23 protein-coding genes and 5 tRNA genes are annotated in these 25,717 nt (G+C 61.0%); 11 read left to right on the plus strand and 17 right to left on the minus strand.

The annotated features are described in order from the left end of the window. Positions 1-400 precede the first annotated feature (400 nt). Together cheR and ACF8GF_RS12820 are read right to left on the minus strand one after the other, a co-directional pair. Complete coding sequence (gene cheR, locus ACF8GF_RS12815; protein ID WP_004575768.1) at positions 401-1,228, minus strand: protein-glutamate O-methyltransferase CheR; 828 nt, start codon at positions 1,226-1,228, stop codon at positions 401-403. A gap of 52 nt (positions 1,229-1,280) precedes the next feature. Continuing rightward, positions 1,281-2,210: a chemotaxis protein CheV gene (locus ACF8GF_RS12820; protein ID WP_339535012.1), complete on the minus strand. Its 930-nt coding sequence runs from the start codon at positions 2,208-2,210 to the stop codon at positions 1,281-1,283. Positions 2,211-2,287: 77 nt separating this feature from the next. On the opposite strand from ACF8GF_RS12820, the gene flgA reads away from it, so the two are divergent. The 4 genes from flgA (at position 2,288) to ACF8GF_RS12840 (ending at position 4,859) form a co-directional block, all read left to right on the plus strand. Further along, complete coding sequence (gene flgA / locus ACF8GF_RS12825; protein ID WP_028696945.1) at positions 2,288-3,040, plus strand: flagellar basal body P-ring formation chaperone FlgA; 753 nt, start codon at positions 2,288-2,290, stop codon at positions 3,038-3,040. A gap of 164 nt (positions 3,041-3,204) precedes the next feature. Then, positions 3,205-3,519, plus strand: a complete 315-nt coding sequence (gene flgM, locus ACF8GF_RS12830) for a flagellar biosynthesis anti-sigma factor FlgM (protein WP_392488105.1) — start codon at positions 3,205-3,207, stop codon at positions 3,517-3,519. Between the two features lie 49 nt (positions 3,520-3,568). Then, a complete protein-coding gene (locus tag ACF8GF_RS12835) occupies positions 3,569-4,036 on the plus strand; it encodes a flagella synthesis protein FlgN (RefSeq protein ID WP_176685242.1) in 468 nt (155 codons plus the stop codon). 79 nt (positions 4,037-4,115) lie between these two features. Beyond that, positions 4,116-4,859 carry a flagellar brake protein gene (locus ACF8GF_RS12840; RefSeq protein WP_209967383.1) on the plus strand — a complete coding sequence of 248 codons (744 nt, stop codon included), beginning with the start codon at positions 4,116-4,118 and terminating at the stop codon, positions 4,857-4,859. A gap of 93 nt (positions 4,860-4,952) precedes the next feature. On the opposite strand, the gene ACF8GF_RS12845 is transcribed toward ACF8GF_RS12840, so the two are convergent. The 3 genes from ACF8GF_RS12845 to bkdR all read right to left on the minus strand — a co-directional run bounded on the left by ACF8GF_RS12845 (position 4,953) and on the right by bkdR (position 8,382). Further along, positions 4,953-6,293 (minus strand): MFS transporter, encoded by a 1,341-nt coding sequence (locus ACF8GF_RS12845; protein WP_064614948.1) that lies wholly within the window; start codon positions 6,291-6,293, stop codon positions 4,953-4,955. A gap of 132 nt (positions 6,294-6,425) precedes the next feature. Further along, complete coding sequence (locus tag ACF8GF_RS12850) at positions 6,426-7,667, minus strand: glutamine synthetase family protein (RefSeq protein WP_392488112.1); 1,242 nt, start codon at positions 7,665-7,667, stop codon at positions 6,426-6,428. Between the two features lie 229 nt (positions 7,668-7,896). Further along, positions 7,897-8,382: a Bkd operon transcriptional regulator BkdR gene (gene bkdR, locus ACF8GF_RS12855; protein WP_003254485.1), complete on the minus strand. Its 486-nt coding sequence runs from the start codon at positions 8,380-8,382 to the stop codon at positions 7,897-7,899. Between the two features lie 198 nt (positions 8,383-8,580). On the opposite strand from bkdR, the gene ACF8GF_RS12860 reads away from it, so the two are divergent. The 4 genes from ACF8GF_RS12860 to lpdA are packed head-to-tail and all read left to right on the plus strand — an operon-like array spanning position 8,581 to position 13,527. Continuing rightward, a complete protein-coding gene (locus tag ACF8GF_RS12860; RefSeq protein WP_176685240.1) occupies positions 8,581-9,813 on the plus strand; it encodes a 3-methyl-2-oxobutanoate dehydrogenase (2-methylpropanoyl-transferring) subunit alpha in 1,233 nt (410 codons plus the stop codon). A 1-nt stretch (position 9,814) separates the two neighbouring features. Continuing rightward, positions 9,815-10,873 (plus strand): alpha-ketoacid dehydrogenase subunit beta, encoded by a 1,059-nt coding sequence (locus ACF8GF_RS12865; protein WP_012051588.1) that lies wholly within the window; start codon positions 9,815-9,817, stop codon positions 10,871-10,873. Further along, complete coding sequence (locus ACF8GF_RS12870) at positions 10,874-12,145, plus strand: dihydrolipoamide acetyltransferase family protein (RefSeq protein ID WP_176685239.1); 1,272 nt, start codon at positions 10,874-10,876, stop codon at positions 12,143-12,145. It abuts the gene before it with no gap. 2 nt (positions 12,146-12,147) lie between these two features. Beyond that, the gene (lpdA, locus tag ACF8GF_RS12875; RefSeq protein ID WP_209967385.1) at positions 12,148-13,527 is read left to right on the plus strand and encodes a dihydrolipoyl dehydrogenase; all 1,380 of its coding nucleotides are present in this window, start codon (positions 12,148-12,150) and stop codon (positions 13,525-13,527) included. A gap of 111 nt (positions 13,528-13,638) precedes the next feature. On the opposite strand, the gene ACF8GF_RS12880 is transcribed toward lpdA, so the two are convergent. After that, entirely contained in the window at positions 13,639-14,637 is a 999-nt protein-coding gene (locus ACF8GF_RS12880; RefSeq protein ID WP_176685237.1) for a diguanylate cyclase, read from the minus strand. Between the two features lie 215 nt (positions 14,638-14,852). Between ACF8GF_RS12880 and ACF8GF_RS12885 the strand changes: the two genes are divergently transcribed. Together ACF8GF_RS12885 and ACF8GF_RS12890 are read left to right on the plus strand one after the other, a co-directional pair. Beyond that, positions 14,853-15,380 (plus strand): hypothetical protein, encoded by a 528-nt coding sequence (locus ACF8GF_RS12885; RefSeq protein ID WP_392488113.1) that lies wholly within the window; start codon positions 14,853-14,855, stop codon positions 15,378-15,380. A 312-nt stretch (positions 15,381-15,692) separates the two neighbouring features. After that, positions 15,693-17,075, plus strand: coding sequence for an amino acid permease (locus tag ACF8GF_RS12890; RefSeq protein WP_392488106.1), 1,383 nt, complete (start codon positions 15,693-15,695; stop codon positions 17,073-17,075). Positions 17,076-17,157: 82 nt separating this feature from the next. Here ACF8GF_RS12890 and ACF8GF_RS12895 read toward each other — a convergent pair. The 3 genes from ACF8GF_RS12895 to ACF8GF_RS12905 all read right to left on the minus strand — a co-directional run bounded on the left by ACF8GF_RS12895 (position 17,158) and on the right by ACF8GF_RS12905 (position 18,214). Beyond that, positions 17,158-17,234, minus strand: a tRNA-Arg gene (locus ACF8GF_RS12895). A gap of 111 nt (positions 17,235-17,345) precedes the next feature. Continuing rightward, positions 17,346-17,939 carry a phosphonate metabolism protein/1,5-bisphosphokinase (PRPP-forming) PhnN gene (gene phnN, locus ACF8GF_RS12900; protein ID WP_176685235.1) on the minus strand — a complete coding sequence of 198 codons (594 nt, stop codon included), beginning with the start codon at positions 17,937-17,939 and terminating at the stop codon, positions 17,346-17,348. Positions 17,940-17,944: 5 nt separating this feature from the next. Continuing rightward, entirely contained in the window at positions 17,945-18,214 is a 270-nt protein-coding gene (locus ACF8GF_RS12905) for a hypothetical protein (protein WP_176685190.1), read from the minus strand. A 69-nt stretch (positions 18,215-18,283) separates the two neighbouring features. On the opposite strand from ACF8GF_RS12905, the gene ACF8GF_RS12910 reads away from it, so the two are divergent. After that, a complete protein-coding gene (locus ACF8GF_RS12910) occupies positions 18,284-18,610 on the plus strand; it encodes an Arc family DNA-binding protein (RefSeq protein WP_003254499.1) in 327 nt (108 codons plus the stop codon). A 107-nt stretch (positions 18,611-18,717) separates the two neighbouring features. On the opposite strand, the gene mgtE is transcribed toward ACF8GF_RS12910, so the two are convergent. The 8 genes from mgtE to alaS all read right to left on the minus strand — a co-directional run bounded on the left by mgtE (position 18,718) and on the right by alaS (position 25,516). Further along, on the minus strand, positions 18,718-20,160 hold the full coding sequence (gene mgtE, locus ACF8GF_RS12915) for a magnesium transporter (protein ID WP_176685234.1): 1,443 nt from the start codon (positions 20,158-20,160) through the stop codon (positions 18,718-18,720). Between the two features lie 396 nt (positions 20,161-20,556). Further along, positions 20,557-20,633 (minus strand) — tRNA-Arg (locus ACF8GF_RS12920). A gap of 72 nt (positions 20,634-20,705) precedes the next feature. Beyond that, positions 20,706-20,782 (minus strand) — tRNA-Arg (locus ACF8GF_RS12925). 70 nt (positions 20,783-20,852) lie between these two features. Then, a tRNA-Arg gene (locus ACF8GF_RS12930) sits at positions 20,853-20,929 on the minus strand. 106 nt (positions 20,930-21,035) lie between these two features. Continuing rightward, positions 21,036-21,126 (minus strand) — tRNA-Ser (locus ACF8GF_RS12935). Positions 21,127-21,198: 72 nt separating this feature from the next. After that, positions 21,199-21,387 (minus strand): carbon storage regulator CsrA, encoded by a 189-nt coding sequence (gene csrA, locus ACF8GF_RS12940; protein ID WP_003254503.1) that lies wholly within the window; start codon positions 21,385-21,387, stop codon positions 21,199-21,201. Positions 21,388-21,553: 166 nt separating this feature from the next. Next, positions 21,554-22,789: an aspartate kinase gene (locus ACF8GF_RS12945; protein ID WP_176685233.1), complete on the minus strand. Its 1,236-nt coding sequence runs from the start codon at positions 22,787-22,789 to the stop codon at positions 21,554-21,556. Positions 22,790-22,891: 102 nt separating this feature from the next. Further along, on the minus strand, positions 22,892-25,516 hold the full coding sequence (alaS, locus tag ACF8GF_RS12950) for an alanine--tRNA ligase (RefSeq protein ID WP_176685232.1): 2,625 nt from the start codon (positions 25,514-25,516) through the stop codon (positions 22,892-22,894). Between the last annotated feature and the right edge of the window lie 201 nt (positions 25,517-25,717).

Genomic DNA, 25,717 nt, shown 5'->3' on the forward strand with positions numbered 1-25,717 from the left:
GATTGGCCAGCAGGCCCGGCCCTTTCGCGGGTGAACCCGCTCCTACACGACGGGCTGCGCCCAACCTCCGGTGTGTGTCCACCACCAATCTGTGTAGGAGCGGGTTTACCCGCGAATACGGTAGCGGCCGCAACGGTGAACGGCGGGTGGTAAATGGCTAGCAGGCCCGGCCCTTTCGCGGGTGAACCCGCTCCTACACGGCGGGCTGTGCCCAACCTCCGGTGTGTGTCCACCACCGATCCGGCGTAGGAGCGGGTTTACCCGCGAATACGGTAGCGGCAGCAACGGTGAACGGCGGGTGGTAAATGGCCAGCAGGCCCGGCCCTTTCGCGGGTGAACCCGCTCCTACGAAGACACGGCAAACAAAAAGGCCGGCATCTCTCGATACCGGCCTTTTTGCTTACTTGGCCTGGTAGATGATCCCCGGGCTGCACTGCACCATCTGGTAATGGTCCGGCAAGCCGTTCAGCGCTTCCGAGGCGCCGAGGAACAGGTAACCACCGGGCTTGAGGGTACTGTGAATGCGCAGCAGGATGTCCTTCTTCACCTGCGCCGAGAAATAGATCAGCACATTGCGGCAGAACACGATATCGAACTTGCCCAGACTGGCATAGCTGTCGAGCAGGTTGAACGAGCGGAACTCGACACGGCTGCGAATCGCTGGCTTGACCGCCCAGCGCCCCGGTCCCTTGGGGTCGAAGTAGCGCTGCAAGCGTTCCTGGGACAAGCCGCGGGCAATCGCCAGGCTGTCGTATTCGCCAGTCTTGCAGTTGGTCAGCATGGTGCCGGAGAGGTCGGTGGCGACGATCTGCGCCCCCATCTTCAACTGGCCGAGGTTGCTGCGCTCGAACTCATCGATCGCCATCGAGATGGAATACGGCTCCTGCCCCGACGAACAGGCCGCCGACCACATGCGCAGTCGCTGGCCGGGGTTGTTGCGAATGAACTCGGGGATAACCTTGTTCTTCAGCACTTCGAACGGATAGGTGTCGCGAAACCACAGGGTCTCGTTGGTGGTCATGGCATCGACCACCTGCTCGCGCAAGCCGCCGCGCGGCTGGGCCTGAATGCGCTGCACCAGCTCACCCAGGCTCTTGATGCCCTGTTGTTCCATCAGCTTGTTGAGACGGCTGGAAACCAGGTACTGCTTATTCTCGCCCAGCAGGATGCCACAGGCTTTCTCCAGGAAGACCCGGAACTGTTCGAAATCCAAATTACCCGTAGACACTACTGCCGCCTCTTTTCAATCACTGGTGCCGAGGGGCATGCCCCCGGCTGCTTCAATGCGCTGCCTTGATCCGGTCGACCACCCGTTGGGCCAGGTCGTCCGGCTTGAACTTGGCCAGGAAGTCATCGGCGCCGACCTTCTTGACCATTGCCTGGTTGAACACCCCGGAAAGCGAAGTATGCAGGCAGATGTGCAACTTTTGCATGCGCGGATCGCTGCGAATCTCCGCCGTTAGCGTATAGCCGTCCATTTCCGGCATTTCAATGTCCGAGATCATCATCAGGAACTCTTCTTCCGGCTTTTTGCCCTCATCCACCAGCTGACGCAGGTAGTTCAGCGCCTGACGACCATCATTGAGCGCCACCACCTCGACCCCTACGGTCTGCAGGCAACGGCTGACCTGCTTGCGCGCCACCGACGAGTCGTCGACGGTCAGCACCCGCATCAATACCGCCTTGTCCTGCACCTCGGCATCGATCACACCGGCCGATACCGACTCGGACGACGGCGACACTTCGGCCAGCACCTTCTCCACATCGATGATCTCGACCATGCGGCTGTCCACCCGGGTGACCGCAGTCAGATAGTGGTCACGGCCGGTCCCCTTGGGTGGCGGATGAATCTCTTCCCAGTTCATGTTAACGATGCGCTCCACCGAATGCACCAGGAAGCCTTGGGTCTTGGTGTTGTACTCGGTGATGATCACGAAGCTGTTGCGTGTGTCTTCCTGCAGCGGCCGCAACCCGGTGGCCATCGACAAGTCGAGGATCGGGATGGTCGCCCCGCGAATATTGGCAACGCCACGCACCACAGGGTGCGCCTTGGGCAGCAAGGTCAGCGCAGGGCATTGCAGTACTTCCCTGACCTTGAACACATTGATGCCGTAAAGCTGTTCGCCATTGAGGCGGAACAGCAGCAATTCCAGGCGATTCTGCCCCACCAGCTGCGTGCGCTGGTTGACCGAATCCATAACACCCGCCATGCCAGACTCCTTAACGTTTCAGCCTTTCGTTGCAACTCAGGTAGCGAGTCGGCACGGGCTTTGCTTTTTTGAGTGTCATGCACACGAAAACGACATTTTCCCGACGATTGACACGCCTGCTGACTGGCCCGCTGGCCACGCTGTGCCTGCTGATGCCCGGCGTTCGCACGGTAGCGGACGCGTTCACCTTGCCTGAACAGCTTATCGGTGTCACCCAAGGGTTTCTTGAATTCACCGTTGAAGATTACCTGTCCACCACCCAGACGGCCGGCCGCTATGAAATCCAGGTCAACCCGCTGGACCCACGGTTGCGCATGCCATTGTGCAGCCAGCAGCTGGACGCCTCGCTGGAAAGCCCGGCCAAGCCACTGGGCCGGGTGACGGTAAGGATACGCTGCAACGGCGCAGCACCGTGGACGGTATTTGTACCGGCCACCGTGCGACTTTTCCGCGACGTGGTAGTGGTAACCCGCCCGCTCAAGCGCGACAACACGGTCGGCGAAGGTGACGTGGCCCTGCGCGAGCGCGATGTCGGCACCCTGGGCCAGGGCTTTCTGACCGAACTGGACCAGGCGGTGGGCATGAAGATGCTGCGCCCCACGGTGATCGACCAGGTGCTCACCCCGCAACACCTGGAACAGGCCGAGGTGGTTCGCAAGGGTGACCATGTGGTGATCATTGCCCGCAGTGGTGGCCTGAGCGTGCGCATGCCGGGCGAAGCCTTGAGCAAGGGCGGCCTGAGCGAGCAGATCCGGGTACGCAACCTCAACTCCAAACGCGTGGTCAAGGCCAGGGTTACCGGGCCTGGCCAGGTCGAGGTCAGTATGTAGGCCAACCACCAGATTGCGCTGGCAGTGAGGAACCGCTTTTCCTAAACTGTGTCAGAACACGGGTTCGCGGGCTTGCCGACAGGCGGCAGTGCATTTGTGCCTAAAGTTTATATCGGGTTGGCCGAAAACAAGGCAAGCGTCCAAATACCCAGAGGTTTCTGATCATGGTCATCGACTTCAGTCGTTTGAATAACTCTCCGTCCGTCACGGGCGGCGTACGCGGCAGCACCGCGTCCGGCAGCGCCGAAAAACCGGCAGCCAGCCAGGAAGCGGCAAGCGCCACCAATGCCAGCGGAGAAGCAGTACACCTCAGCCAGGAGGCCCAGCAGTTGCAGAAGATCAGCGACAAGCTGCGCGACGAGCCGGTGGTCAACAGCGCCCGCGTGGCCGAGTTGAAACAGGCGATCGCCGACGGCAGCTACCAGGTCGATGCCGGCCGGGTCGCCAGCAAACTGCTTGATTTCGAAGCCCAGCGCTGACCGTACGGCGCGCTGACTTCACGGACGCTAGAAAAGCCAAGAGTTAGCCATGCACGACACCACCTTGCTGCAACTGATCGAAGATGACATTGCCCCGATGCAGGAACTGCTTGACCTTCTGCACAAGGAAGCAATCGCCCTGCATGGCCGCGACATGCCGCTGCTGGAGCAAATCCTGGCGCGCAAGCAGTCGTTGATCATCTTGCTCGAGCAGCACGGCCAGCGCCGCAGCCAATTGCTCGGCAGCCTGGGCCTGAGTGCCGACCGCACCGGTGTGCAGGCTGTAGCCGCGCAGTCACCCCATGGTGATGTGATGCTGCAGCGGCTCGACATGCTGTCGCAACTGATGGACGACTGCCAGCAGGTCAACCAGACCAATGGCCGGATCATCCAGGTGCAGCAACAGGTCACCAACAACCAGATCCGCATCCTTCAGGGCGGCGATTCGCCCTCACTCTACGACAGCCGTGGCAGCACCTCGCCTCTGGCCAAGCCGCGTGCGCTCAGCCAAGTGTGATTTTTCTATCAAGGCACAGAACATAGTGGCAAAATGCCGTTACTTGCGTGTGTCGCTTTTGCCTGGAGAACGATAAGCTGTGTTCAATGAATCCGATGCCCCGCAGCCACCCAAGGTGTTGAGCACCCCCTTGGAGATTGCGGCCAACTTGCGGCAGCTGCAGGAAAGCCACGACCCCCTGATCATCACCTTCCACGACCGCAGCCAGCGCTTCCAGAGCTATGTGGTGCGTGTGGACCGCGAAAGCAACACCCTGGCGCTGGACGAGATGATCCCCCGTGACGGCGAGAAATTCATCGAGAACGGCGAGCACTTCCGCGTCGAAGGCTTCCACGATGGTGTACGCATCGCCTGGGAATGCGATCACGAGCTGAAAATCAGCGAAGTCGACGGCCACCGCTGCTACAGCGGCGCCCTGCCGCAAGAGATGACCTACCACCAGCGCCGCAACGCCTTCCGCGCCGCGCTGAAGCTATCGCAACTGGTCGACATCATCCTCGACGGGGCTCACCTCAAGGGCAACGGCGCCATGCGAGGCAAGCTGCTGGATATCTCGGCCACCGGCTGCAAACTGCGCTTCGAAGGCAATATCGAAGACCGCTTGCAACTGGGCCAGGTGTATGAGCGTTTCAAGGCGGGCAACCCGCTGGGCCTGGTGGATACCATGGTCGAGCTGCGTCATCTGCACTATGAAGAGCGCATCAACACTACCTTTGCCGGCGTGCGCTTCCACAACCTGAGCGGGCAGGCTCAACGCAAGATCGAGAGTTTTGTGTACCAGCTGCAGCGTGAGGCGCGGCGGTTCGACAAGGACGATTATTGATCGTCGGTCGGTAAAACAGAAAACGCCACCTGCTGAGGTGGCGTTTTCATTTGTGTTTCTGCTGGGCTGGCCTCTTCGCGGGTAAACCCGCTCCTACACTGACTTGCTGACCTCTTCAGGTTCAGGCGCCTGTTGCTGCGCGCCCTTCTCTTCATCCTCGGTGTCTTCAGCCGCCACCGGCGCCTGCATCACGTCCTGCACGGTCTGCTCATCCACCCGCGGGTCCAGCGCCGCCGACAACGGCGAACCGGCCGCCGGCATCGCCACGTGGCCCAGCGGTGCATCCTGTACCTGATGCAGGCCGGTAACCGCTTTCGGCCGAATGCGCCAGACCAGCACCAGGGCAAAGAATACGAAGAAGGCATACAGCATCTGCGCACCCAATACCTTCATCAGAACCCCTGCCGCCAGCGGGCCGACACATGCACCCACACCGTAGGTCACCAACAGCATCGCCGTCAGCGATACCCGGCGCTCGCTTTCAACGTGGTCATTGGAGAAGGCAACCGCCAGCGGGTACAGGCAGAACTGCAGCAACGAGATCAGGAAGCCGATACCAAACAGCAATTCCAGCGGCACACTGGGCAGTATTGCCAATGGCGCAGCAGCCAGTGCCAGCCCCACCGCCACGCTACGAATCAGCACGGCCCGGTCATAACGGTCAGACAACCAGCCCAGCGGCCACTGCACCAGCAGGCCGGCAAAAATGCAGCTACCCATGAACAGACCGATCTGTTCGGTACTCATGCCCTGGCTTGACGCATATAAAGGCGCCAGACCGTAGAACGAGCCGACAATCAGGCCCGAGCCCAACACCGTACTGAGCGACTGCGGCACACGCTTGATGAAGAACTTCGGCTCCATCGGTGCCGGGCGCAAGGGCGCCGGGTGAATACGCCGGGTCATCGCCACGGGCACCAGGCACAGGGCAAAGCACATCGCCACCAGCATCAGCAACTCAGGGCCGAGCTGCGGGTGCACCACCAGGATCAACTGGCCAAGCACCAGCCCCAGGTACGAGGCAATCATGTAACCGCTGAACACCGCGCCCCGGTGTTTCACATCGGCCTGCTCATTGAGCCAGCTCTCGATGACCATGTATTGGCACATCATCCCCAGGCCGACGATCATGCGCAGCCCGACCCAGGCCGGCAGCCAGCTGGTCAGGCCATGACCGAGCACCGCAGCGCCGACGATACCGGCACAGGTGGCATAGGCGCGTATGTGCCCTACCCGCCCGATCAGCCGGTGGCCAACCTTGCCGCCAACCGCCAGGCCAAAGTAGTTGGCCGCCATCAAAGCACCCACCCACAGGCTGTCGACATGGTCGGCAGCCAGGCGCAGGGCCAGGTAGGTGCTGAGCAGGCCTGAGCCGATCAACATCATCAGCGCGGCGAAATACAACGACTGAAACGGCTTCCATACATTTCGCATACGTCCCGTGGAGCTCCCTGGTCAGGTGGCAGTTTTGGGTGCTAGCAGCATAAATGCAAAAACCGCCTGGCGCAGGCCCCCCGACAGCTATTTGGCTGTGCGGGGGCGTGCCCGGTGCAGGTTGTGTCGCGCTCAGGCCTGTGCCGCCAGCACCCGGCGCTCCCACGGCGTGATCTCGTCGAAGAAATCGCTCAGCTCAAGGGTCTTGCTGGCGATGTAGCCTTCGATGAACTCGCTGCCGAACAGTTCCCGCGCCTGCGTGCTGCGCTCGAGCCTTTCAAGGGCCGCGTGCAGCGTGCACGGCAGGCTCAGGTGCTCGGGCACCTCGAATTCGCCCTGGATGGCCGGCGATGGCTGCAAGCGCTGCTCGATGCCATGCAGCCCGGCAGCCAGGCTGGCAGCAATGGCCAGGTACGGGTTGGCATCGGCGCCAGGCAGGCGGTTTTCCACCCGTCGCGCGACCGGCGCACTGGCCGGTATGCGCAATCCAGCAGCACGATTGTCCTCGGACCAGCATGCATTGTTCGGCGAGGCATAGGGGTGGCACAGACGCTGGTAGGAATTGACGTTGGGCGCGAACAGGGCGGTGAAGTCGGCCATGCACGCCTGCAACCCGCCGATGAAATGGTGGAAGGTGTCTGTCGGCAGGCCTTGTTTGTCACTGAACACGTTACGCCCGCTGCTGGCCTCGACCAGGCTCTGGTGAATATGCATGGAGCTGCCGGGCGTACGCGCCAGCGGCTTGGCCATGCAGACCACCGTCAGCCCGTGCTTGAGCGCCACTTCCTTGAGCAGGTGCTTGAACAGGAAGGTCTGGTCGGCCAGCAGCAGCGGGTCGCCATGCAGCAGGTTGATCTCGAACTGGCTGACACCCATTTCATGCATGAAGGTGTCACGTGGCAGGCCGAGCGCGGCCATGCAGTGATACACCTCCTTGAAGAACGGGCGCAGGCCGTTGTTGGAACTGACACTGAACGCCGAATGGCCCAGCTCGCGGCGGCCATCGCTGCCTACAGGCGGCAGGAACGGTTGCTGCGGGTCGGTGTTGGGGGCAAAGACGAAGAACTCCAGCTCGGTTGCCACTACCGGCGCCAGGCCCAGTGCCGCATAGCGGGCTATCACGGCCTTCAGCTGGCCCCGGGTGGACAGTGCCGAGGGCCGGCCATCCAGCTCGTTGGCATCGCAGATGGCCAAGGCGCGGCCGTCATCGCTCCAGGGCAGGCGGTGGACCTGCCCGGGTTCGGCCACCAGTGCCAGGTCACCGTCGTCACTGCCGTAGAATTTCGCTGGTGGATAACCGCCCATGATGCATTGCAGCAGCACGCCCCGGGCCATCTGCAGACGACGGCCTTCGAGGAAGCCTTCGGCGGTCATCACCTTGCCGCGCGGGACGCCGTTGAGGTCGGGGGTGACGCATTCGATTTCATCGATGCCCTGGAGCTGAGCGGTGCTCATGACGCTTGTCCTTGTTGTTGTAGGCTGACAACAACATAGGCTGCGGGTGTTTAAAATATCAAGCAGCCCATTGGGTGGCTGTGCCGGCCTCTTCGCGGGTGAACCCGCTCCTACAGGTGGATGCAATCCTTGTGCCGGCGCCGCCCCCCTACTCCCGCAAGGTCATGCCATTGGCCGGCAACGGCAACGCCGTCTTGTAGCGCACCTGCTTCAGGGCAAAGCTCGAACGAATATTGGCTACCCCTGGCAAGCGCGTCAGGTAATCGAGAAACCGCTCCAGCGCCTGGATGCTGGGCAATAGCACCCGCAACAGGTAATCCGGGTCACCCGTCATCAGGTAACACTCCATCACCTCGGGCCTTTCGGCAATTTCTTCCTCGAAGCGATGCAACGACTGCTCCACCTGTTTTTCCAGGCTGACATGGATGAACACGTTCACATCCAGCCCCAGCACCTCCGGCGACAGCAAGGTCACCTGCTGGCGGATCACCCCCAGCTCTTCCATGGCCCGCACCCGGTTGAAACAAGGTGTGGGCGACAGGTTCACCGAGCGTGCCAGCTCGGCATTGGTGATGCGGGCGTTCTCCTGCAGGCTGTTGAGAATGCCGATATCGGTACGATCGAGTTTGCGCATGAGACAAAATCACCGGTTTTTTGTGTTTATGCGGAATGTTTATCTGCCCCGCTCGGTAAAGGCAATCAACTTGAGAGAAAAATTCTCCTGCCGGGCCACTAAGATGTAAGTGACGCTGACTTACCAGTCACAAGCCGGTACTCAGCGGCGGCCGCTTCAGAGCTCACAAAAACAAATACCCGAGCGAGCGTAAAAAGCATGAACGAGTACGCCCCCCTGCGTTTGCATGTGCCCGAGCCCACCGGCCGGCCAGGCTGCCAGACCGATTTTTCCTACCTGCGCCTCAACGATGCAGGTCAGGCCCGTAAACCCGCTATCGATGTCGATGCTGCCGACACTGCCGACCTGTCCTGCAGCCTGGTCCGCGTGCTCGACGAGCAAGGCGACGCGCAAGGCCCGTGGGCCGAGGACATCGACCCGCAGATCCTTCGTCAAGGCATGCGCGCCATGCTCAAGACGCGGATCTTCGACAGCCGCATGGTGGTTGCCCAGCGCCAGAAGAAGATGTCCTTCTACATGCAAAGCCTGGGCGAAGAAGCCATCGGCAGCGGCCAGGCGCTGGCCCTGAACCGCACCGACATGTGCTTCCCGACCTACCGCCAGCAAAGCATCCTGATGGCCCGCGACGTGTCGCTGGTCGAGATGATCTGCCAACTGCTGTCCAACGAGCGCGACCCCCTCAAAGGCCGCCAGTTGCCGATCATGTACTCGGTGCGCGAAGCCGGCTTCTTCACCATCAGCGGCAACCTGGCGACCCAGTTCGTGCAGGCGGTCGGCTGGGCCATGGCCTCGGCGATCAAGGGCGATACCAAGATCGCCTCGGCGTGGATCGGTGACGGCGCTACTGCCGAGTCGGACTTCCACACCGCCCTCACCTTTGCCCACGTGTACCGTGCCCCGGTCATCCTCAACGTGGTCAACAACCAGTGGGCCATTTCCACCTTCCAGGCCATCGCCGGTGGCGAGTCGACCACCTTTGCCGGCCGTGGCGTGGGTTGCGGTATTGCTTCGCTGCGAGTTGACGGCAACGACTTCGTCGCCGTTTACGCCGCCTCGCGCTGGGCTGCCGAACGCGCCCGCCGTGGCCTGGGCCCAAGCCTGATCGAGTGGGTCACCTACCGTGCCGGCCCGCACTCGACGTCGGACGACCCCTCCAAGTACCGCCCTGCCGATGACTGGAGCCACTTCCCGCTGGGTGACCCGATCGCCCGCCTGAAGCAGCACCTGATCAAGATCGGCCACTGGTCCGAGGAAGAACACCAGGCCACCACGGCCGAACTCGAAGCTGCCGTGATTGCCGCGCAGAAAGAAGCCGAGCAGTACGGCACCCTGGCCAACGGGCATATCCCGAGCGCCGCCTCGATGTTCGAGGATGTGTACAAGGAGATGCCCGAACACCTGCGCCGTCAACGCCAGGAACTGGGGGTTTGAGATGAACGACCACAACAACAGCATAAACCCGGAAACCGCCATGGCCACCACTACCATGACCATGATCCAGGCCCTGCGCTCGGCCATGGATGTCATGCTTGAGCGCGACGACAATGTGGTGGTGTACGGCCAGGACGTCGGCTACTTCGGCGGCGTGTTCCGCTGCACCGAAGGCCTGCAGAACAAGTACGGCAAATCGCGCGTGTTCGATGCGCCCATCTCCGAGAGCGGCATTGTCGGTACCGCCGTGGGCATGGGCGCCTATGGCCTGCGCCCGGTGGTGGAAATCCAGTTCGCCGACTATTTCTACCCGGCCTCCGACCAGATCGTCTCCGAGCTGGCCCGCCTGCGTTACCGTTCGGCCGGCGAATTCATCGCCCCGCTGACCCTGCGCATGCCTTGCGGCGGCGGCATCTATGGCGGCCAGACTCACAGCCAGAGCCCGGAAGCGATGTTCACCCAGGTGTGCGGCCTGCGCACCGTCATGCCGTCCAACCCTTATGACGCCAAAGGCCTGTTGATTGCCTCGATCGAATGCGACGACCCGGTAATCTTCCTGGAGCCCAAACGCCTGTACAACGGCCCGTTCGATGGTCACCACGACCGCCCAGTAACGCCGTGGTCCAAGCACCCGCACAGCGCCGTGCCCGACGGCTATTACACCGTACCGCTGGACAAGGCCGCCATTACCCGCCCTGGCAATGACGTGACCGTGCTGACCTACGGCACCACGGTGTACGTGGCCCAGGTGGCCGCCGAAGAAAGCGGCGTCGACGCCGAAGTGATCGACCTGCGCAGCCTATGGCCGCTGGACCTGGACACCATCGTCGAGTCGGTGAAGAAGACCGGCCGTTGCGTGGTGGTGCACGAGGCCACCCGTACCTGCGGCTTCGGTGCCGAACTGGTGTCGCTGGTGCAGGAGCACTGCTTCCACCATCTGGAGGCGCCGATCGAGCGCGTCACCGGCTGGGACACCCCCTACCCTCACGCACAGGAATGGGCTTACTTCCCCGGCCCTTCGCGGGTAGGTGCGGCACTGAAAAAGGTCATGGAGGTCTGAATGGGCACGCACGTCATCAAGATGCCGGACATTGGCGAAGGCATCGCGCAGGTCGAGTTGGTGGAATGGTTCGTCAAGGTCGGCGACATCATCGCCGAGGATCAGGTGGTGGCCGACGTCATGACCGACAAGGCCACCGTGGAAATCCCTTCGCCGGTCAGCGGCACAGTGCTGGCCCTCGGTGGCCAGCCCGGTGAAGTGATGGCGGTCGGTAGCGAACTGATCCGCATCGAAGTGGAAGGCAGCGGCAACCATGTGGATGTGCCTCAGCCAAAGCCGGTAGAGGCCCCGGCTGCCCCGATTGCAGCACAGCCGCAACCGCAGAACGATGTAAAACCCGCCGCGTACCAGGCGCCCGCCAACCATGAAGCTGCGCCCGTCGTGCCGCGCCAGGCGGGCGACAAGCCGCTGGCTTCGCCGGCCGTGCGCAAACGCGCCCTGGATGCCGGCATCGAACTGCGTTATGTGCATGGCAGCGGCCCGGCCGGGCGTATTCTGCACGAAGACCTCGACGCCTTCATGAGCAAGCCGCAAAGCACTGCCGGGCAAACACCTGATGGCTATGCCAAGCGCACGAACAGCGAGCAGGTGCCAGTGATCGGCCTGCGCCGCAAGATCGCCCAGCGCATGCAGGACGCCAAACGCCGTGTCGCACACTTCAGTTATGTCGAGGAAATCGACGTCACCGCCCTGGAAGCCCTGCGCCAGCAACTCAACAGCAAGCATGGCGACAGCCGTGGCAAGTTGACCTTGCTGCCGTTCCTGGTTCGCGCTCTGGTCGTGGCGCTGCGTGACTTCCCGCAGATCAACGCGACCTACGACGACGAAGCGCAGATCATCACCCGCCATGGCGCGGTGCACGTGGGCATTGCCACCCAAGGTGACAATGGCCTGATGGTACCCGTACTGCGCCACGCCGAAGCGGGCAGCCTGTGGGCCAATGCCGGCGAGATTTCACGCCTGGCCAACGCCGCACGTAACAACAAGGCCAGTCGCGAGGAGCTGTCCGGCTCGACCATCACCCTGACCAGCCTTGGCGCCTTGGGCGGCATTGTCAGCACGCCGGTGGTCAACACCCCGGAAGTGGCAATCGTCGGGGTCAACCGCATGGTCGAACGGCCAGTGGTGATCGACGGCCAGATCGTCGTGCGCAAGATGATGAACCTGTCCAGTTCGTTCGACCACCGCGTGGTCGATGGCATGGACGCCGCACTGTTCATCCAGGCCGTACGCGGCCTGCTCGAACAGCCCGCCTGCCTGTTCGTGGAGTGAGCATGCACCAGACTATCCAAACGACCCTGCTGATCATCGGCGGCGGCCCTGGCGGTTATGTGGCTGCCATCCGCGCCGGGCAACTGGGCATTCCTACCGTACTGGTCGAAGGCCAGGCACTGGGCGGCACCTGCCTGAACATCGGCTGCATTCCGTCCAAGGCCCTGATCCATGTGGCCGAGCAGTTCCACCAGACTTCGCGCTTTGCCGGGGCGTCCGAGCTGGGCATCAGCGTAGCCTCGCCGCGCCTGGACATCGGCCAAAGCGTGGCCTGGAAGGACGGTATCGTCGACCGCCTGACCACTGGTGTTGCCGCCTTACTGAAAAAGCACGGGGTCAAGGTAGTACATGGCTGGGCCAAGGTGCTCGACGGCAAGCAGGTCGAGGTCGATGGCCAGCGCATCCAGTGTGAGCACCTGTTGCTGGCCACCGGCTCCAGCAGTGTCGAACTGCCGATGCTGCCGCTGGGTGGCCCGGTGATTTCCTCGACCGAGGCCCTGGCACCGAAAGCACTGCCGCAACACCTGGTGGTGGTCGGCGGTGGCTATATCGGCCTGGAGCTGGGCATTGCCTATCGCAAGCTGGGTGCACAGGTGAGTGTGGTGGAAGCGCGTGAGCGCATCCTGCCGACCTACGACAGCGAATTGACCGCCCCGGTGGCCGAGTCGCTGAAAAAACTGGGCATAGCTCTGCACCTGGGCCACAGCGTCGAGGGCTACGAAAATGGCTGCCTGCTGGCCAGCGACGGCAAGGGCGGGCAACTGCGCCTGGAGGCCGACCAGGTACTGGTGGCCGTGGGCCGCCGGCCACGCACCCAAGGCTTCAATCTGGAATGCCTGGACCTGAAGATGAACGGCGCCGCCATTGCCATCGACCAGCACTGCCAAACCAGCATGCGCAACGTCTGGGCCATTGGCGACGTGGCTGGCGAACCGATGCTGGCGCATCGGGCCATGGCCCAGGGCGAAATGGTCGCCGAGATCATCGCCGGCAAGGCACGCCGCTTCGAGCCGACTGCGATTGCCGCCGTGTGCTTCACCGACCCGGAAGTGGTGGTGGTCGGCAAGACCCCGGAACAAGCCAGCCAGCAGGGCCTGGACTGCATCGTCGCGCAATTCCCGTTTGCCGCCAACGGCAGGGCCATGAGTCTCGAATCGAAAAGCGGTTTTGTGCGGGTGGTGGCGCGGCGTGACAACCACTTGATCCTGGGCTGGCAGGCGGTTGGCGTGGCGGTTTCCGAACTGTCCACAGCGTTTGCCCAATCGCTGGAGATGGGCGCGCGCCTGGAAGATGTGGCCGGCACCATTCATGCCCACCCCACGTTGGGTGAAGCGGTACAGGAAGCCGCGCTGCGCGCCTTGGGCCACGCCTTGCATATCTGACACTGAAGCGGCCGAGGCCGATTTGGCCCGCTGCGCCGAGAGGCGCTGCGGGTCTTTTTTCATTCAGGCCATGTAACGTTCCAGAAAACAGCGCCCTCTCCGAGGGGCGCGCTACTCGGCAATTGCGTTCTTGCCTGCCCCCTTGGCCCTGTATAGCGCCTTGTCGGCACGCGCCAGCAGCGCGTGCTGATCCTCCCCTTCCAGCCATTGCACCACGCCATAGCTCATGGTCAGCCGACAATCACCCACCGGCTCCACCTGCTCCAGCACCTGGCGCAAGCGCGCTGCCACCTCCAGCGCCTCCCCCAACGCGGTCTGCGGCAGCACGATGACGAACTCGTCGCCGCCCCAGCGCGCCAGCAGGTCCAGTTCGCGCAAGCAGGTGCGCAGGTTTTCGGCCACCCGCACCAGCGCCGCATCGCCACGGGCGTGACCGTAGCGGTCATTGATCGGTTTGAAATCATCCATGTCCATGGCAATCAGCGACAACGGCTGGCGGAAGCGCTGGGCGCGCTGGCACTCCAGCTGCAATGCGCTCTCCAGCCGGTAACGGTTGGCGACGCGGGTCAACGCATCGCGTTCGGCCAGTTCACGGTTTTCGTCCAGTTGCCGCTGCAACTGCTGGTTCACCCAGGACAACTCGCGAGTGCGTTCGGCCACCTGAAACTCCAGCGACTGGTTCTTCTGTTCCAGTTGAGCCACCAAGCGCTTGCCAGCGTCGATATTGCGATGCGCACCCAGCATGCGCGCCACGGAACCGTCCTCGTTATGCGCGATGATGTAGCCGCTGTCTTCGATCCAGATGTAGCTGCCATCCTGACAACGGCAACGGTATTCAATGCGGTAGCGCTCGTTGCGCTGATTGATATAGGCCTCGAAATGCGCCATTACCCGTGGGTAGTCTTCAGGATGGATCACGCTTTCCCAGGTAAATACCGAGTTGGCCATGGAATGGCTGGCATACCCCAGCATGCTGTACCAGCCCGGATTGCGATAAACGTAGCCGGTATTGGCATTCCAGTCCCAGATGCCATCGCTGATCAAATCGAACAAGGTGTGCAACTGCTGTTCACTGAAGCCGGCAGGTACCGGCCTGGTTTCTTGACTCATGGACACTCTCCCTGATGCCCAGCAACTGCGCTCCGATCAAGGGGCTGCCGACAGTGGTGGTAATTGCCGCAGGCGGCAAGATCATGCCTGACACGGGCAAGCATATGCCCGCTCGCGTGTAACGGAAATAGCGCAAAAGCCCTGATTTCGACCGGCACAGCGCTGGCATGGCTTTTGCGCTGGGTACCTGCCAACGAGATTTCCAAGGAGGAAACATGATAATCGCCCATAACGGCGTGAGCTGGCAGCCCACGCTCCATCAGCCTCGGCACGCCAGCGATGAGCAGGCAGTGGCCCAGATTGCGCCTGTCCGCACGCCAATATCCACCGCCAACACGGCAAGCCAACAGCAGAACGGAGGCAGTACCGCTCAGCAAAACGCTGAGGATGCTCGTGCAGAAGCCTTTGCCAAATTCAAGGTGATGCTGCAAAACCTGGGTTCAGCGACCACCGAGCCGGTCATCGGAGAACCACTGCCGCCCAAGACTGCCCGGCAGGAATTTCATGACTTCATGTCCAAGTCGCCTGGCGAGATGATCAAGGAAAAGCTGCTGCGTGAAATAGGCCTGACCGAAGAAGAGTACGACGCCCTGCCGCCAGAAATGAAAGCAAAAGTCGACGAATTGATTGCCCAGCGCATGAAAGAAGACATCGAGCGCAAGATGGAGGAGAAAGCGCAAGAGCAGGTCGCCAAGGTGGATGGCGGCCAGGATGAAGAGCAACAAGCGGCAAGCCCGGCATGAGGGAGTGGCAGCGCTCGACTGGTATAGCGCCGCGGTTCGTCCAAGGCTCCCCGACCTGACCGGTTTGAAGGCGTCAGGTGGCGTCGATATTCAGGTGGTGCATGGCTTCGTCAACTGCACCGCTATCGGCGCCATCACCGGCCTCAGGAAAAATCGGCAGGATGTTGTGCAGAGAATTCGTTTGAGGTCCTTGGCCTTATTGTCCAGGGTGGCAGGCTGGTAGCTATTTGCCACGCGTGGACGCAGGCGCATGACGATGCCTGCGTTGGGGGACGATGTCGGATCCCTCCAAAAATAAGAGAGGACAAGGAAATGCAATCCAACAGTTTGAAGCAAAGCCTCAAGCAGCGGCATATCACCATGATCGCGCTGGGTGGGGTGATCGGTGCAGGCCTGTTCATGGGCTCGGGCTCACTGATCGCATCGGCAGGGCCCGCGGCCATACTGTCGTATTTCATTGGTGGCCTGGTGGTCACCCTGGTCATGTTCATGCTGGGCGAAATGGCCTGCCGCAACCCGGATGCAGGGTCGTTCTCGACCTACGCCAACACCTACCTCGGCGACTGGGCAGGGTTTGCGGTCGGCTGGCTGTACTGGTTCAAGTCGATGATGACCATCACCCTGGAAGCGGTACTGCTGGGTGCCATCCTGCATGACTTCCTGCCCTGGCTGCCGATCTGGGCAGGCGCCTTCCTGATGCTGGTGACACTCATGGCCAGCAACGCCTACTCGGTACGCTCGTTTGCCGAAGTAGAGTACTGGCTGGCCGCGATGAAGGTCGCCACCATCCTCATCTTCATGCTGCTGGGCGTCACGATCCTGCTCGGCCTGCACAGTGAGATTCCCGCCCCCGGCCTGGTCAACCTCACCGCCCATGACGGTTTCATGCCCAACGGCCTGTCACCGGTGATGGCCGGCGTTATCGTGGTGATCTTCTCACTGGGCGGCAGCGAAATTGCCGCTGTGGCCGCGGGTGAATCAGAGAACCCCCGACAGAACGTGATCCGCGCAATCAAGAGCGTGATCCTGCGTGTGATGCTGTTCTATGTGGGTTCCGTGTCGATCCTGATCCTTTGCCTGCCCTGGACCGACAAGGCCAACCTGGCCTCGCCCTATGTTTCGCTGTTCAGCCTGGCCGGGTTCGGTGGTGCTGCAGTGGCCATGAAACTGGTGCTGTTCGTCTCGTTCATGTCGGTCATGAACTCGTTCATGTTCTCCAACTCGCGCATGCTGTTCTCGCTGAGCCAGCGCGGTCACGCGCCCAAACTCTTCTCGCGCACCAGTGCCAAGGGCGTACCGATCAATGCACTGCTGCTGAGCCTGTCGATCTGCACGATGATCCTGACCGTGCACTTTGTCAGTGGCGGCGACCTTTTCATGACCTTGGCCAAGAGTACCGGCAGCCTGGTCATGGTCGTATGGATCTTCATCATCATCGCTCACGTGGCCATGCGCAGGAAAACCCGCCACGAAGCGGTCGCCCCAAACGCCTTCCGTGCCTGGCTGTTCCCCTACACCAATATCATTGCGCTGTTCGCCTTGCTGGCAGTCATCGGCACCCAGGCGTTCGACCCAGCATCGCGTTTCCAGTTCTGGTTCACGGTGCTGACGGTACTGCTGGTGGTGGCGGGGTACTTCCTGATGCGCCAGCGGCTGGCATCAAGCGCGGCGTTAGCCCACGGACGTGATGCATGACAGCGCTGGCCGAGCGCAGGTGCTGTCAACAGCAGCACGGCGGCAACAAAGGCGACGGAGACAATGATGGGAATGACGAGAATGGCGTCCCAGGCAGGAATTGAACCTGCAACCTTCCCCTTAGGAGGGGGATGCTCTATCCAATTGAGCTACTGAGACGCTACGACCGGCAGCGAGCGCTGCACAGCGGGATGGCCAGCATGTTAACCAGCATGCTGGCGTTTGTCATGCCTGAACTGGGCTTTTTCGCGTAATCCTTTTCTGCGGCTGCTATCCTCGCGGTAGCACGCCCTGATTGCGCAGCAGCGAAAGGAATGCAGCGACCGCCGCCTCCAGTGTGGAAGAATTATCCAGCACATGTACCGACGGGTCGGCTGCAGCCTGCAAGCGTGCGCTGCGCGCCAGGCGCTGCTCTACTTCTTCTGTGGTTTCACGGCCCCGGGCCAGCAAGCGCTGGCGCAGCACCTCAGGCTTGACCTGGACCAACACGACCAACAAGTCCGGATAGCGCTCACGGGCCTCTGCCAGATAAGCCCGTGAGCCATTCACCAGCACCGCCCTTCCCGCCGCCAACCACTGATCCACCTGCCGGGGTATGCCATAGTCCAGGCCATTGGCCCGCCAGTGCATGGCAAAAGCACCTTGCGCACGCAGGGTATCAAACTGCTCGGGCGTGACCCCTTGGGCGGCTTCGCCTTTGGCTTCGGCCGAACGGGTGATGACCCGGCGGGCAATTTCTACCCCCGAGACGGCCAGTTGCTCACGCAAAGCGTCGATCAGGGAATCTTTCCCGGAACCCGACGGCCCAACCAGAAATATCAACCGGCCTTTCCCTGATCGGCGGTCGCTTGCGTCATGTTGCATAGCCACTATGCTCTATGGAGGGAACCGGCGCATTCTAGGGTTTTTCCGGGCATTTTTCTGCGTTTTACCAATTGTTGACGGCAAAAGACTGACGGCCAGGCTAGCCAGAGCATGTGAAACTTTTCAAACCAGTGCTCATTTCTGATAATTGGTACTGGCATAAAGCCTTTATCCGGCTCACTATTTGTCACATAATTGACGCCAAGCAAACGGCGACCTTGAGGCAAGATGAGCATCCATTTTTCACTGGCGGTTGAACATTTTGTCGTCGCCACGGTCGTACTTCCATCCCGTGCGGCCAATTTGAGAACCGCTTCCCCTGAACTAAACTCCGGTCAATTTATATGCGCCCAATGAAACAGGCTATTTATTCGAGCCGCACCGCTGACAAGTTCGTCGTCCGCCTGCCAGACGGAATGCGTGAGCGCATTGCCGAGGTAGCGCGCAACCACCACCGCAGCATGAACTCCGAGATTATCGCACGCCTGGAACAGAGCCTTATCCAGGAAGGTGCGCTGGGTGACGAGCTGAGCATGCGCCTGGACAGCCCCGAACTGTCCCTGCATGAGCGCGAGTTGCTGCAGCGTTTCCGCCAACTGTCCCACCGCCAGCAGAACGCTCTGGTCGCCCTCATCGCTCACGATGTGGAAATGGCCGCAGACGCCTCCTGAGGCCTGCACCAAACACAAAAAAGCCAGCGTAAGCTGGCTTTTTTGTGGGCGACTGACTGGCAGCAAACACATGTCCCTGCGGGATTGTTCCCACAGGGAGGATCGGCTTACAACAGGAACACCGTGGCCAGCCCAAGGAAGATGAAGAAACCACCGCTGTCGGTCACAGCAGTGATCATCACGCTCGCCCCCATCGCAGGGTCTCGCCCCAAACGGGCCAATGTCATCGGGATCAGCACGCCCATCAGCGCCGCCAGTAACAGGTTCAAGGTCATCGCTGCGGTCATCACCACCCCCAGCGACCAACTGCCATACAGCCAGAAAGCCACCGCACCGATCACTCCACCCCAAACCAGGCCGTTGATCAGCGACACCGCCAACTCCTTGCGCATCAAGCGACTGGTATTGCCTGGCGACACTTGGTCCAGGGCCATGGCGCGGACGATCATGGTGATAGTCTGGTTACCAGAGTTGCCACCAATACCCGCCACGATCGGCATCAACGCAGCCAACGCCACCAGCTTTTCAATCGAGCCTTCGAACAACCCGATCACTCGCGAAGCAACAAAGGCGGTAATCAGGTTGATGGCCAGCCACGCCCAACGGTTGCGTAACGAACGCCAGACCGAGGCGAAAATATCCTCCTCTTCACGCAGACCCGCCATGTTGAGGACTTCGCTCTCGCTCTCCTCACGGATCAGGTCGACCATTTCGTCGATGGTCAGACGGCCGATCAGGCGTTCGCTCTTGTCCACCACCGGGGCGGATACCAGGTCATAACGCTCGAAAGCCTGCGCTGCATCGTAGGCATCTTCCTCGGGCTGGAAGGAGACAGGGTCGGTCGCCATGACCTCCGCCACCTTCTTTTCCGGGTCGTTGACCAGCAGGCGCTTGATCGGCAATACCCCTTTGAGGATGCCGTCGTAATCGACCACGAACAATTTGTCGGTGTGGTTGGGCAGTTCTTTCAGGCGGCGCAGGTAGCGCAGAACCACTTCCAGGCTGACGTCTTCGCGGATGGTGACCATCTCGAAGTCCATCAACGCACCGACCTGCTCCTCGTCGTAGCTCAGCGCCGAACGTACCCGTTCGCGTTGCTGGGCATCGAGCGTTTCCATCAGCTCATGAACAACGTCACGCGGCAGCTCTGGGGCGAGGTCGGCCAGCTCGTCGGCGTCCATCTCCTTGGCGGCAGCCAGCAGCTCGTGATCGTCCATGTCGGCGATCAGCGATTGGCGAACCGAATCGGAAACTTCCAGCAGGATGTCGCCATCGCGCTCCGAGCGCACCAGCTGCCAGACCGTCAGGCGATCTTCCAGGGGCAAGGCTTCGAGGATGTAGGCGATGTCGGCGGGGTGCAGGTCATCGAGCTTGCGCTGCAGCTCGACGAGGTTCTGGCGGTGGACCAGGTTTTCCACCAGGTCGTTGTGCGCGCCTTCCTGGCGATGGGTCAGGTCTTCGACCATGCGCTGGCGCTGCAGCAGTTCGACCACCTGGGCCAGGCGATCCTGCAGGCTTTCTTGCGCTTTTTTAACTTCTACTTCGGTCATAGGCGAACTCCACTCCCAGCAGCGGAGCACGCCGAGGGAATCAATCGGTCAGATCTTTCTGTATGAATCTTGTTAGCGAGTAACTACTGGGTAAGTCCATGGTGGTTTTCCACAAGCCCCGGCGGGGCTGACGGGCGCAATCATACACTGCTAAAGCTGTCAGATCGCTTAAATTTTTGGCCAGAACAATCGTTTGCGTGATAAAGCTGGGACAACGCTCGAAGCTATCAGTGCGACGGTTGTTATGGATGGGAAAGCACATTCGATTTTTGAGGCCGCGCAGCGGCTCCAAACTACACCGCAATCATTACAGAAGAGCGTAGATCGACATGATCAAGAATTCATTGGCGCACAAACAAAAAGCCCGCTCTATTGAGCGGGCTTTTTGAGGGGGTGTGGCGGACTCAGGAGGATTCGAACCTCCGACCGCTCGGTTCGTAGCCGAGTACTCTATCCAGCTGAGCTATGAGTCCGTGGTGGTAGTTTTAGACCAGGTTACCACTGGTTGACTGAAGTAGCTTTGCAAGCATAACCACTTCAAAAAGTGGCGGACTCAGCAGGATTCGAACCTGCGACCGCTCGGTTCGTAGCCGAGTACTCTATCCAGCTGAGCTATGAGTCCGCATTGGTATTTTTAGACCAGATTACCACTGGTTGTTTGAAGCAGCTTCTAAGCAAAGCCACTTCAAAAGTGGCGGACTCAGGAGGATTCGAACCTCCGACCGCTCGGTTCGTAGCCGAGTACTCTATCCAGCTGAGCTATGAGTCCGTGTCTTGCCGCGCATTATAGGTCGCTGAAACATTTTTGCAAGAACTTTTTCGTTTAAAATCAACTACTTAGCGTTCTTACCGTTTACAGCGCCCTAAGCGAATAATGGCGGTGAAGGGGGGATTCGAACCCCCGATACCCTTATGAGGTATACTCCCTTAGCAGGGGAGCGCCTTCGGCCACTCGGCCACCTCACCGCAACACGAGGCGAATATTAAAGAACCTCTTTCACCTTTGCAACCCTTTTTTTGAAAAAAACTTCAAAAAAATTAAAGGCTTGGCTCTTCATCCTTCTCCTTCTTGATCCGCAGGTAGATTTCCTCGCGGTGAACTGCCACTTCTTTCGGGGCGCTCACGCCAATACGCACCTGGTTGCCTTTGACGCCAAGCACCGTCACGGTGATCTCGCCGTCTCCAATGATCAGGCTCTCGGCGCACCGACGAGTCAGAATCAACATAGCTTTCTCCTTACGCAAAACATTCAGGGGTAACAGTCTTGGATATCGGGCCAGGTCGCGGACGACGACCATGGCCCCGGTTACTCACCGCACAGGGCAGGACAGGGCCTGCGTGGCGAGCAGAAACGCGAAGGGCGCGGCAAGCCGCGCCCTTCCAGGCAGCGCCTTACTCGCCCTGTCGGGCAGGAGCATCCAGCTCGAACGCGGTATGCAGCGCGCGTACGGCCAGCTCCAGGTACTTCTCTTCGAGCACCACCGAAACCTTGATCTCGGAAGTGGAGATCATCTGGATGTTGATGCTCTCCTTGGCCAGGGCTTCGAACATGCGGCTGGCAACACCGGCGTGCGAACGCATGCCAACGCCAACGATCGAGACCTTGGCGATCTTGGTGTCGCCGATCACTTCACGGGCACCGATCTCGCGCGCAGTGTTTTCCAGCACGCTCTGGGCCTTCTCGTACTCGTTGCGGTGCACGGTGAAGGTGAAGTCGGTGGTGTTATCGTGAGCAACGTTCTGCACGATCATGTCGACCTCGATGTTCGAAGCGCTGATCGGGCCGAGGATCTTGAAGGCCACGCCCGGGGTATCCGGCACGCCGCGAATGGTCAGCTTCGCTTCATCACGGTTGAAGGCGATACCGGAAATGATCGGCTGTTCCATGGATTCCTCTTCATCAATGGTAATGAGGGTACCCGGACCCTCCTTGAAGCTGTGCAGCACGCGCAGCGGAACGTTGTACTTGCCGGCGAACTCCACCGAGCGGATCTGCAGCACCTTGGAACCGAGGCTGGCCATTTCCAGCATCTCTTCGAAGGTGATCTTCTCCAGGCGACGAGCCTGTGGCACGACGCGCGGGTCGGTGGTATAGACGCCATCGACATCAGTGTAGATCTGGCACTCATCAGCCTTCAGCGCCGCCGCCAGGGCCACGCCGGTGGTATCAGAGCCACCACGACCCAGGGTAGTGATGCTGCCGTGCTCGTCGACGCCCTGGAAGCCTGCAACCACGACCACGCGACCTTCCTTGAGGTCGGCACGAATCTTCTGGTCGTCGATTTGCAGAATGCGCGCCTTGTTGTGCGAGCTGTCGGTGAGAATACGCACCTGGTTGCCGGTGTAGGACACCGCTGGCACACCACGCTTGATCAAGGCCATGGTCAGCAAGGCAATGGTGACCTGCTCACCGGTCGACACGATCACGTCCAGTTCACGAGGAACCGGCTGATCGGTAATCTGCTTGGCCAGGTCGATCAGACGATTGGTTTCACCGCTCATGGCCGACAGCACAACCACCAGGTCGTCGCCCGCTTCACGGTGCTTCTTGACCTTTTCGGCTACCTGCTCGATCCGCTCGATGGAACCGACAGAGGTGCCGCCAAATTTCTGTACGATCAACGCCATTTCAATGGTGCCTCAGCCCATACAGGGCCCCAAAAAACAATCCAACATGAAGGGGTGGACGGGATTGGCCTGTGTGGCCACTAGACCATCCACCCCTTCATCTCAAAGTCCCTGCTCTGCGAATGGCACGGCCAGCGCCAGGGCCTGGTCCAGGGCAGCGACGTCGACGCCACCACCTTGGGCCATGTCCGGACGGCCACCGCCCTTGCCACCCACCGCCGCAGCGGCTTGTTTCATCAGATCGCCAGCCTTGAGTTGGCTGGAGAGGTCCTTGGTCACGCCGGCCACCAGCACAACCTTGCCCTCATGCTCACTGCCCAGCAGGATCACTGCGTGGCCGAGCTTGTTCTTCAGCTGATCGACCAGGGCCAGAAGGGCCTTGCCATCCTGCCCATCCAGGCGGGCGGCGAGGACCTTGGCACCCTTGACCTCAACAGCCGCGTTGGAGAGATCGTCCCCGGCGGCGCTGGCGGCCTTGGCCTGCAGCTGTTCCAGCTGCTTCTCCAGCTGGCGGTTGCGCTCAAGCACAGCCGACAGCTTGTCGATCAGGTTGTCGCGGTTACCTTTCACCAGTTGTGCGGCTTCCTTGACCTGCTCTTCGGCAGCGTTCAGGTAAGCCAGCGCAGCGGCACCGGTTACGGCTTCGATACGGCGCACGCCAGAGGCCACGCCGCTTTCGCTGATGATCTTGAACAGGCTGATGTCACCGGTGCGCTTGGCGTGGATACCGCCGCACAATTCCACCGAAAAATCGCCGCCCATGCTCAGCACACGCACGGTGTCGCCATATTTCTCGCCGAACAGCGCCATTGCACCTTTGGCCTTGGCAGTTTCGATGTCGGTCAGTTCGGTTTCAACGGCAGTGTTCTTGCGCACTTCGCGGTTGACGATGTCTTCCAGCGCCTTGATCTGCTCTGGCTTCACCGCCTCGAAGTGACTGAAGTCGAAACGCAGGCGCTGGCTGTCGACCAGCGAGCCCTTCTGCTGTACATGCTCGCCCAGCACCTGGCGCAGCGCTTCGTGCAGCAGGTGAGTGGCGGAGTGGTTCAACGAGGTAGCGTGTTGCACCTCTGCATCGACCTTGGCCTCGACTGGCGAACCGATCACCAGCGCGCCGCTGGCAACCACGCCGTGGTGCAGGAAGGCACCGCCGGTCTTGGTAGTGTCGCGCACGTCAAAGCGTGCAGCGCCAGCCTGCAGGAAGCCGGTGTCGCCAATCTGGCCGCCGGATTCGGCGTAGAACGGTGTGCGGTCGAGCACGACCACGCCCTGCTCGCCTTCACCCAGTTGGTCGACGGACTGGCCGTCCTTGTACAAGGCGATGATCTTGCCCTGGCCTTCAGTGGCATCGTAGCCGAGGAACTCGGTGGCGCTGTCGACCTTCACAAGGCTGTTGTAATCCATGCCGAAGGCGCTGGCGGAACGGGCACGCTCACGCTGGGCGTCCATTTCACGCTCGAAGCCGGCTTCGTCGATAGTCAGCTCACGCTCACGCGCGATGTCGGCAGTCAGGTCCATCGGGAAGCCATAGGTGTCGTACAGCTTGAACACCACGTCGCCCGGTACCACGTCGCCTTTCAGCTGGGCCAGGTCCTGCTCGAGGATGCGCAGGCCCTGCTCCAGGGTTTTGGCGAACTGCTCTTCTTCGGCCTTGAGCACCCGCTCGATGTGCGCTTGCTGGCTCTTCAGCTCTGGGAAGGCTTCGCCCATTTCAGCGGCCAGTGCGGCAACGATCTGGTAGAAGAAGCTGCCCTTGGCGCCCAGCTTGTTGCCGTGACGGCAAGCGCGGCGGATGATGCGGCGCAGCACGTAGCCACGGCCTTCGTTGGACGGCAGCACGCCATCCGCAATCAGGAAACCGCACGAACGGATGTGGTCTGCGACCACTTTCAGCGAGGCCTGGCCGTCATTGCTGCAACCGATGGCCTTGGCTGCGGCAGCCAGCAGGTTCTGGAACAGGTCGATCTCGTAGTTCGAATGCACGTGCTGCAGCACGGCGCTGATGCGCTCCAGGCCCATGCCGGTGTCCACCGACGGCGCTGGCAGCGGGTGCAATACGCCGTCGGCGGTGCGGTTGAACTGCATGAAGACGTTGTTCCAGATCTCGATGTAGCGGTCACCGTCTTCTTCTGGCGAACCGGGTGGGCCGCCCCAGATATCCGCGCCGTGATCGTAGAAAATCTCGGTGCACGGGCCGCACGGGCCGGTATCGCCCATGGTCCAGAAGTTGTCGGAGGCGTACGGGGCGCCCTTGTTATCGCCGATGCGCACCATGCGCTCGGCCGGCACGCCGACTTCCTTGGTCCAGATGTCGTAGGCTTCGTCGTCGGTGGCGTAGACGGTGACCCAGAGCTTTTCTTTGGGCAGGTTCAGCCACTGCTCAGAGGTCAGGAAGGTCCAGGCGAAGGTAATGGCGTCGCGCTTGAAATAGTCGCCGAAGCTGAAGTTACCCAGCATTTCGAAGAAGGTGTGGTGACGCGCGGTGTAACCGACGTTTTCCAGGTCGTTGTGCTTGCCACCGGCACGCACGCACTTCTGGCTGCTGACAGCACGCGTGTAGGCGCGCTTCTCCGCACCGAGGAAGCAGTCCTTGAACTGGTTCATGCCTGCGTTGGTGAACAGCAGGGTCGGGTCGTTGTTCGGGATCAGCGAACTGGAGGCGACTCGGGTATGTCCCTGCTCTTCGAAGAAGCGAAGGAAGGCTTCACGGATTTCTGCGCTTTTCATAGGTTCTTCCACGGAAACGGCGGCCCTGTTGGGCAAACGCGTCGACGAAACGACGGCAAAGGGCCGCATTATATCGGTCCTGCAGTCTCGATGCAGTGTGTTTATACGATAGAAGCCATCGTTTGGACGGTTTTTCGGGCTACGCAAACGAAAACGACATGACCGGATGCTAAATCCTGTGTTTCGCCACTGGCAAGCCAA

The organism is Pseudomonas sp. yb_5 (assembly GCF_043103865.1).
GTDB lineage: Bacteria > Pseudomonadota > Gammaproteobacteria > Pseudomonadales > Pseudomonadaceae > Aquipseudomonas > Aquipseudomonas putida_Y.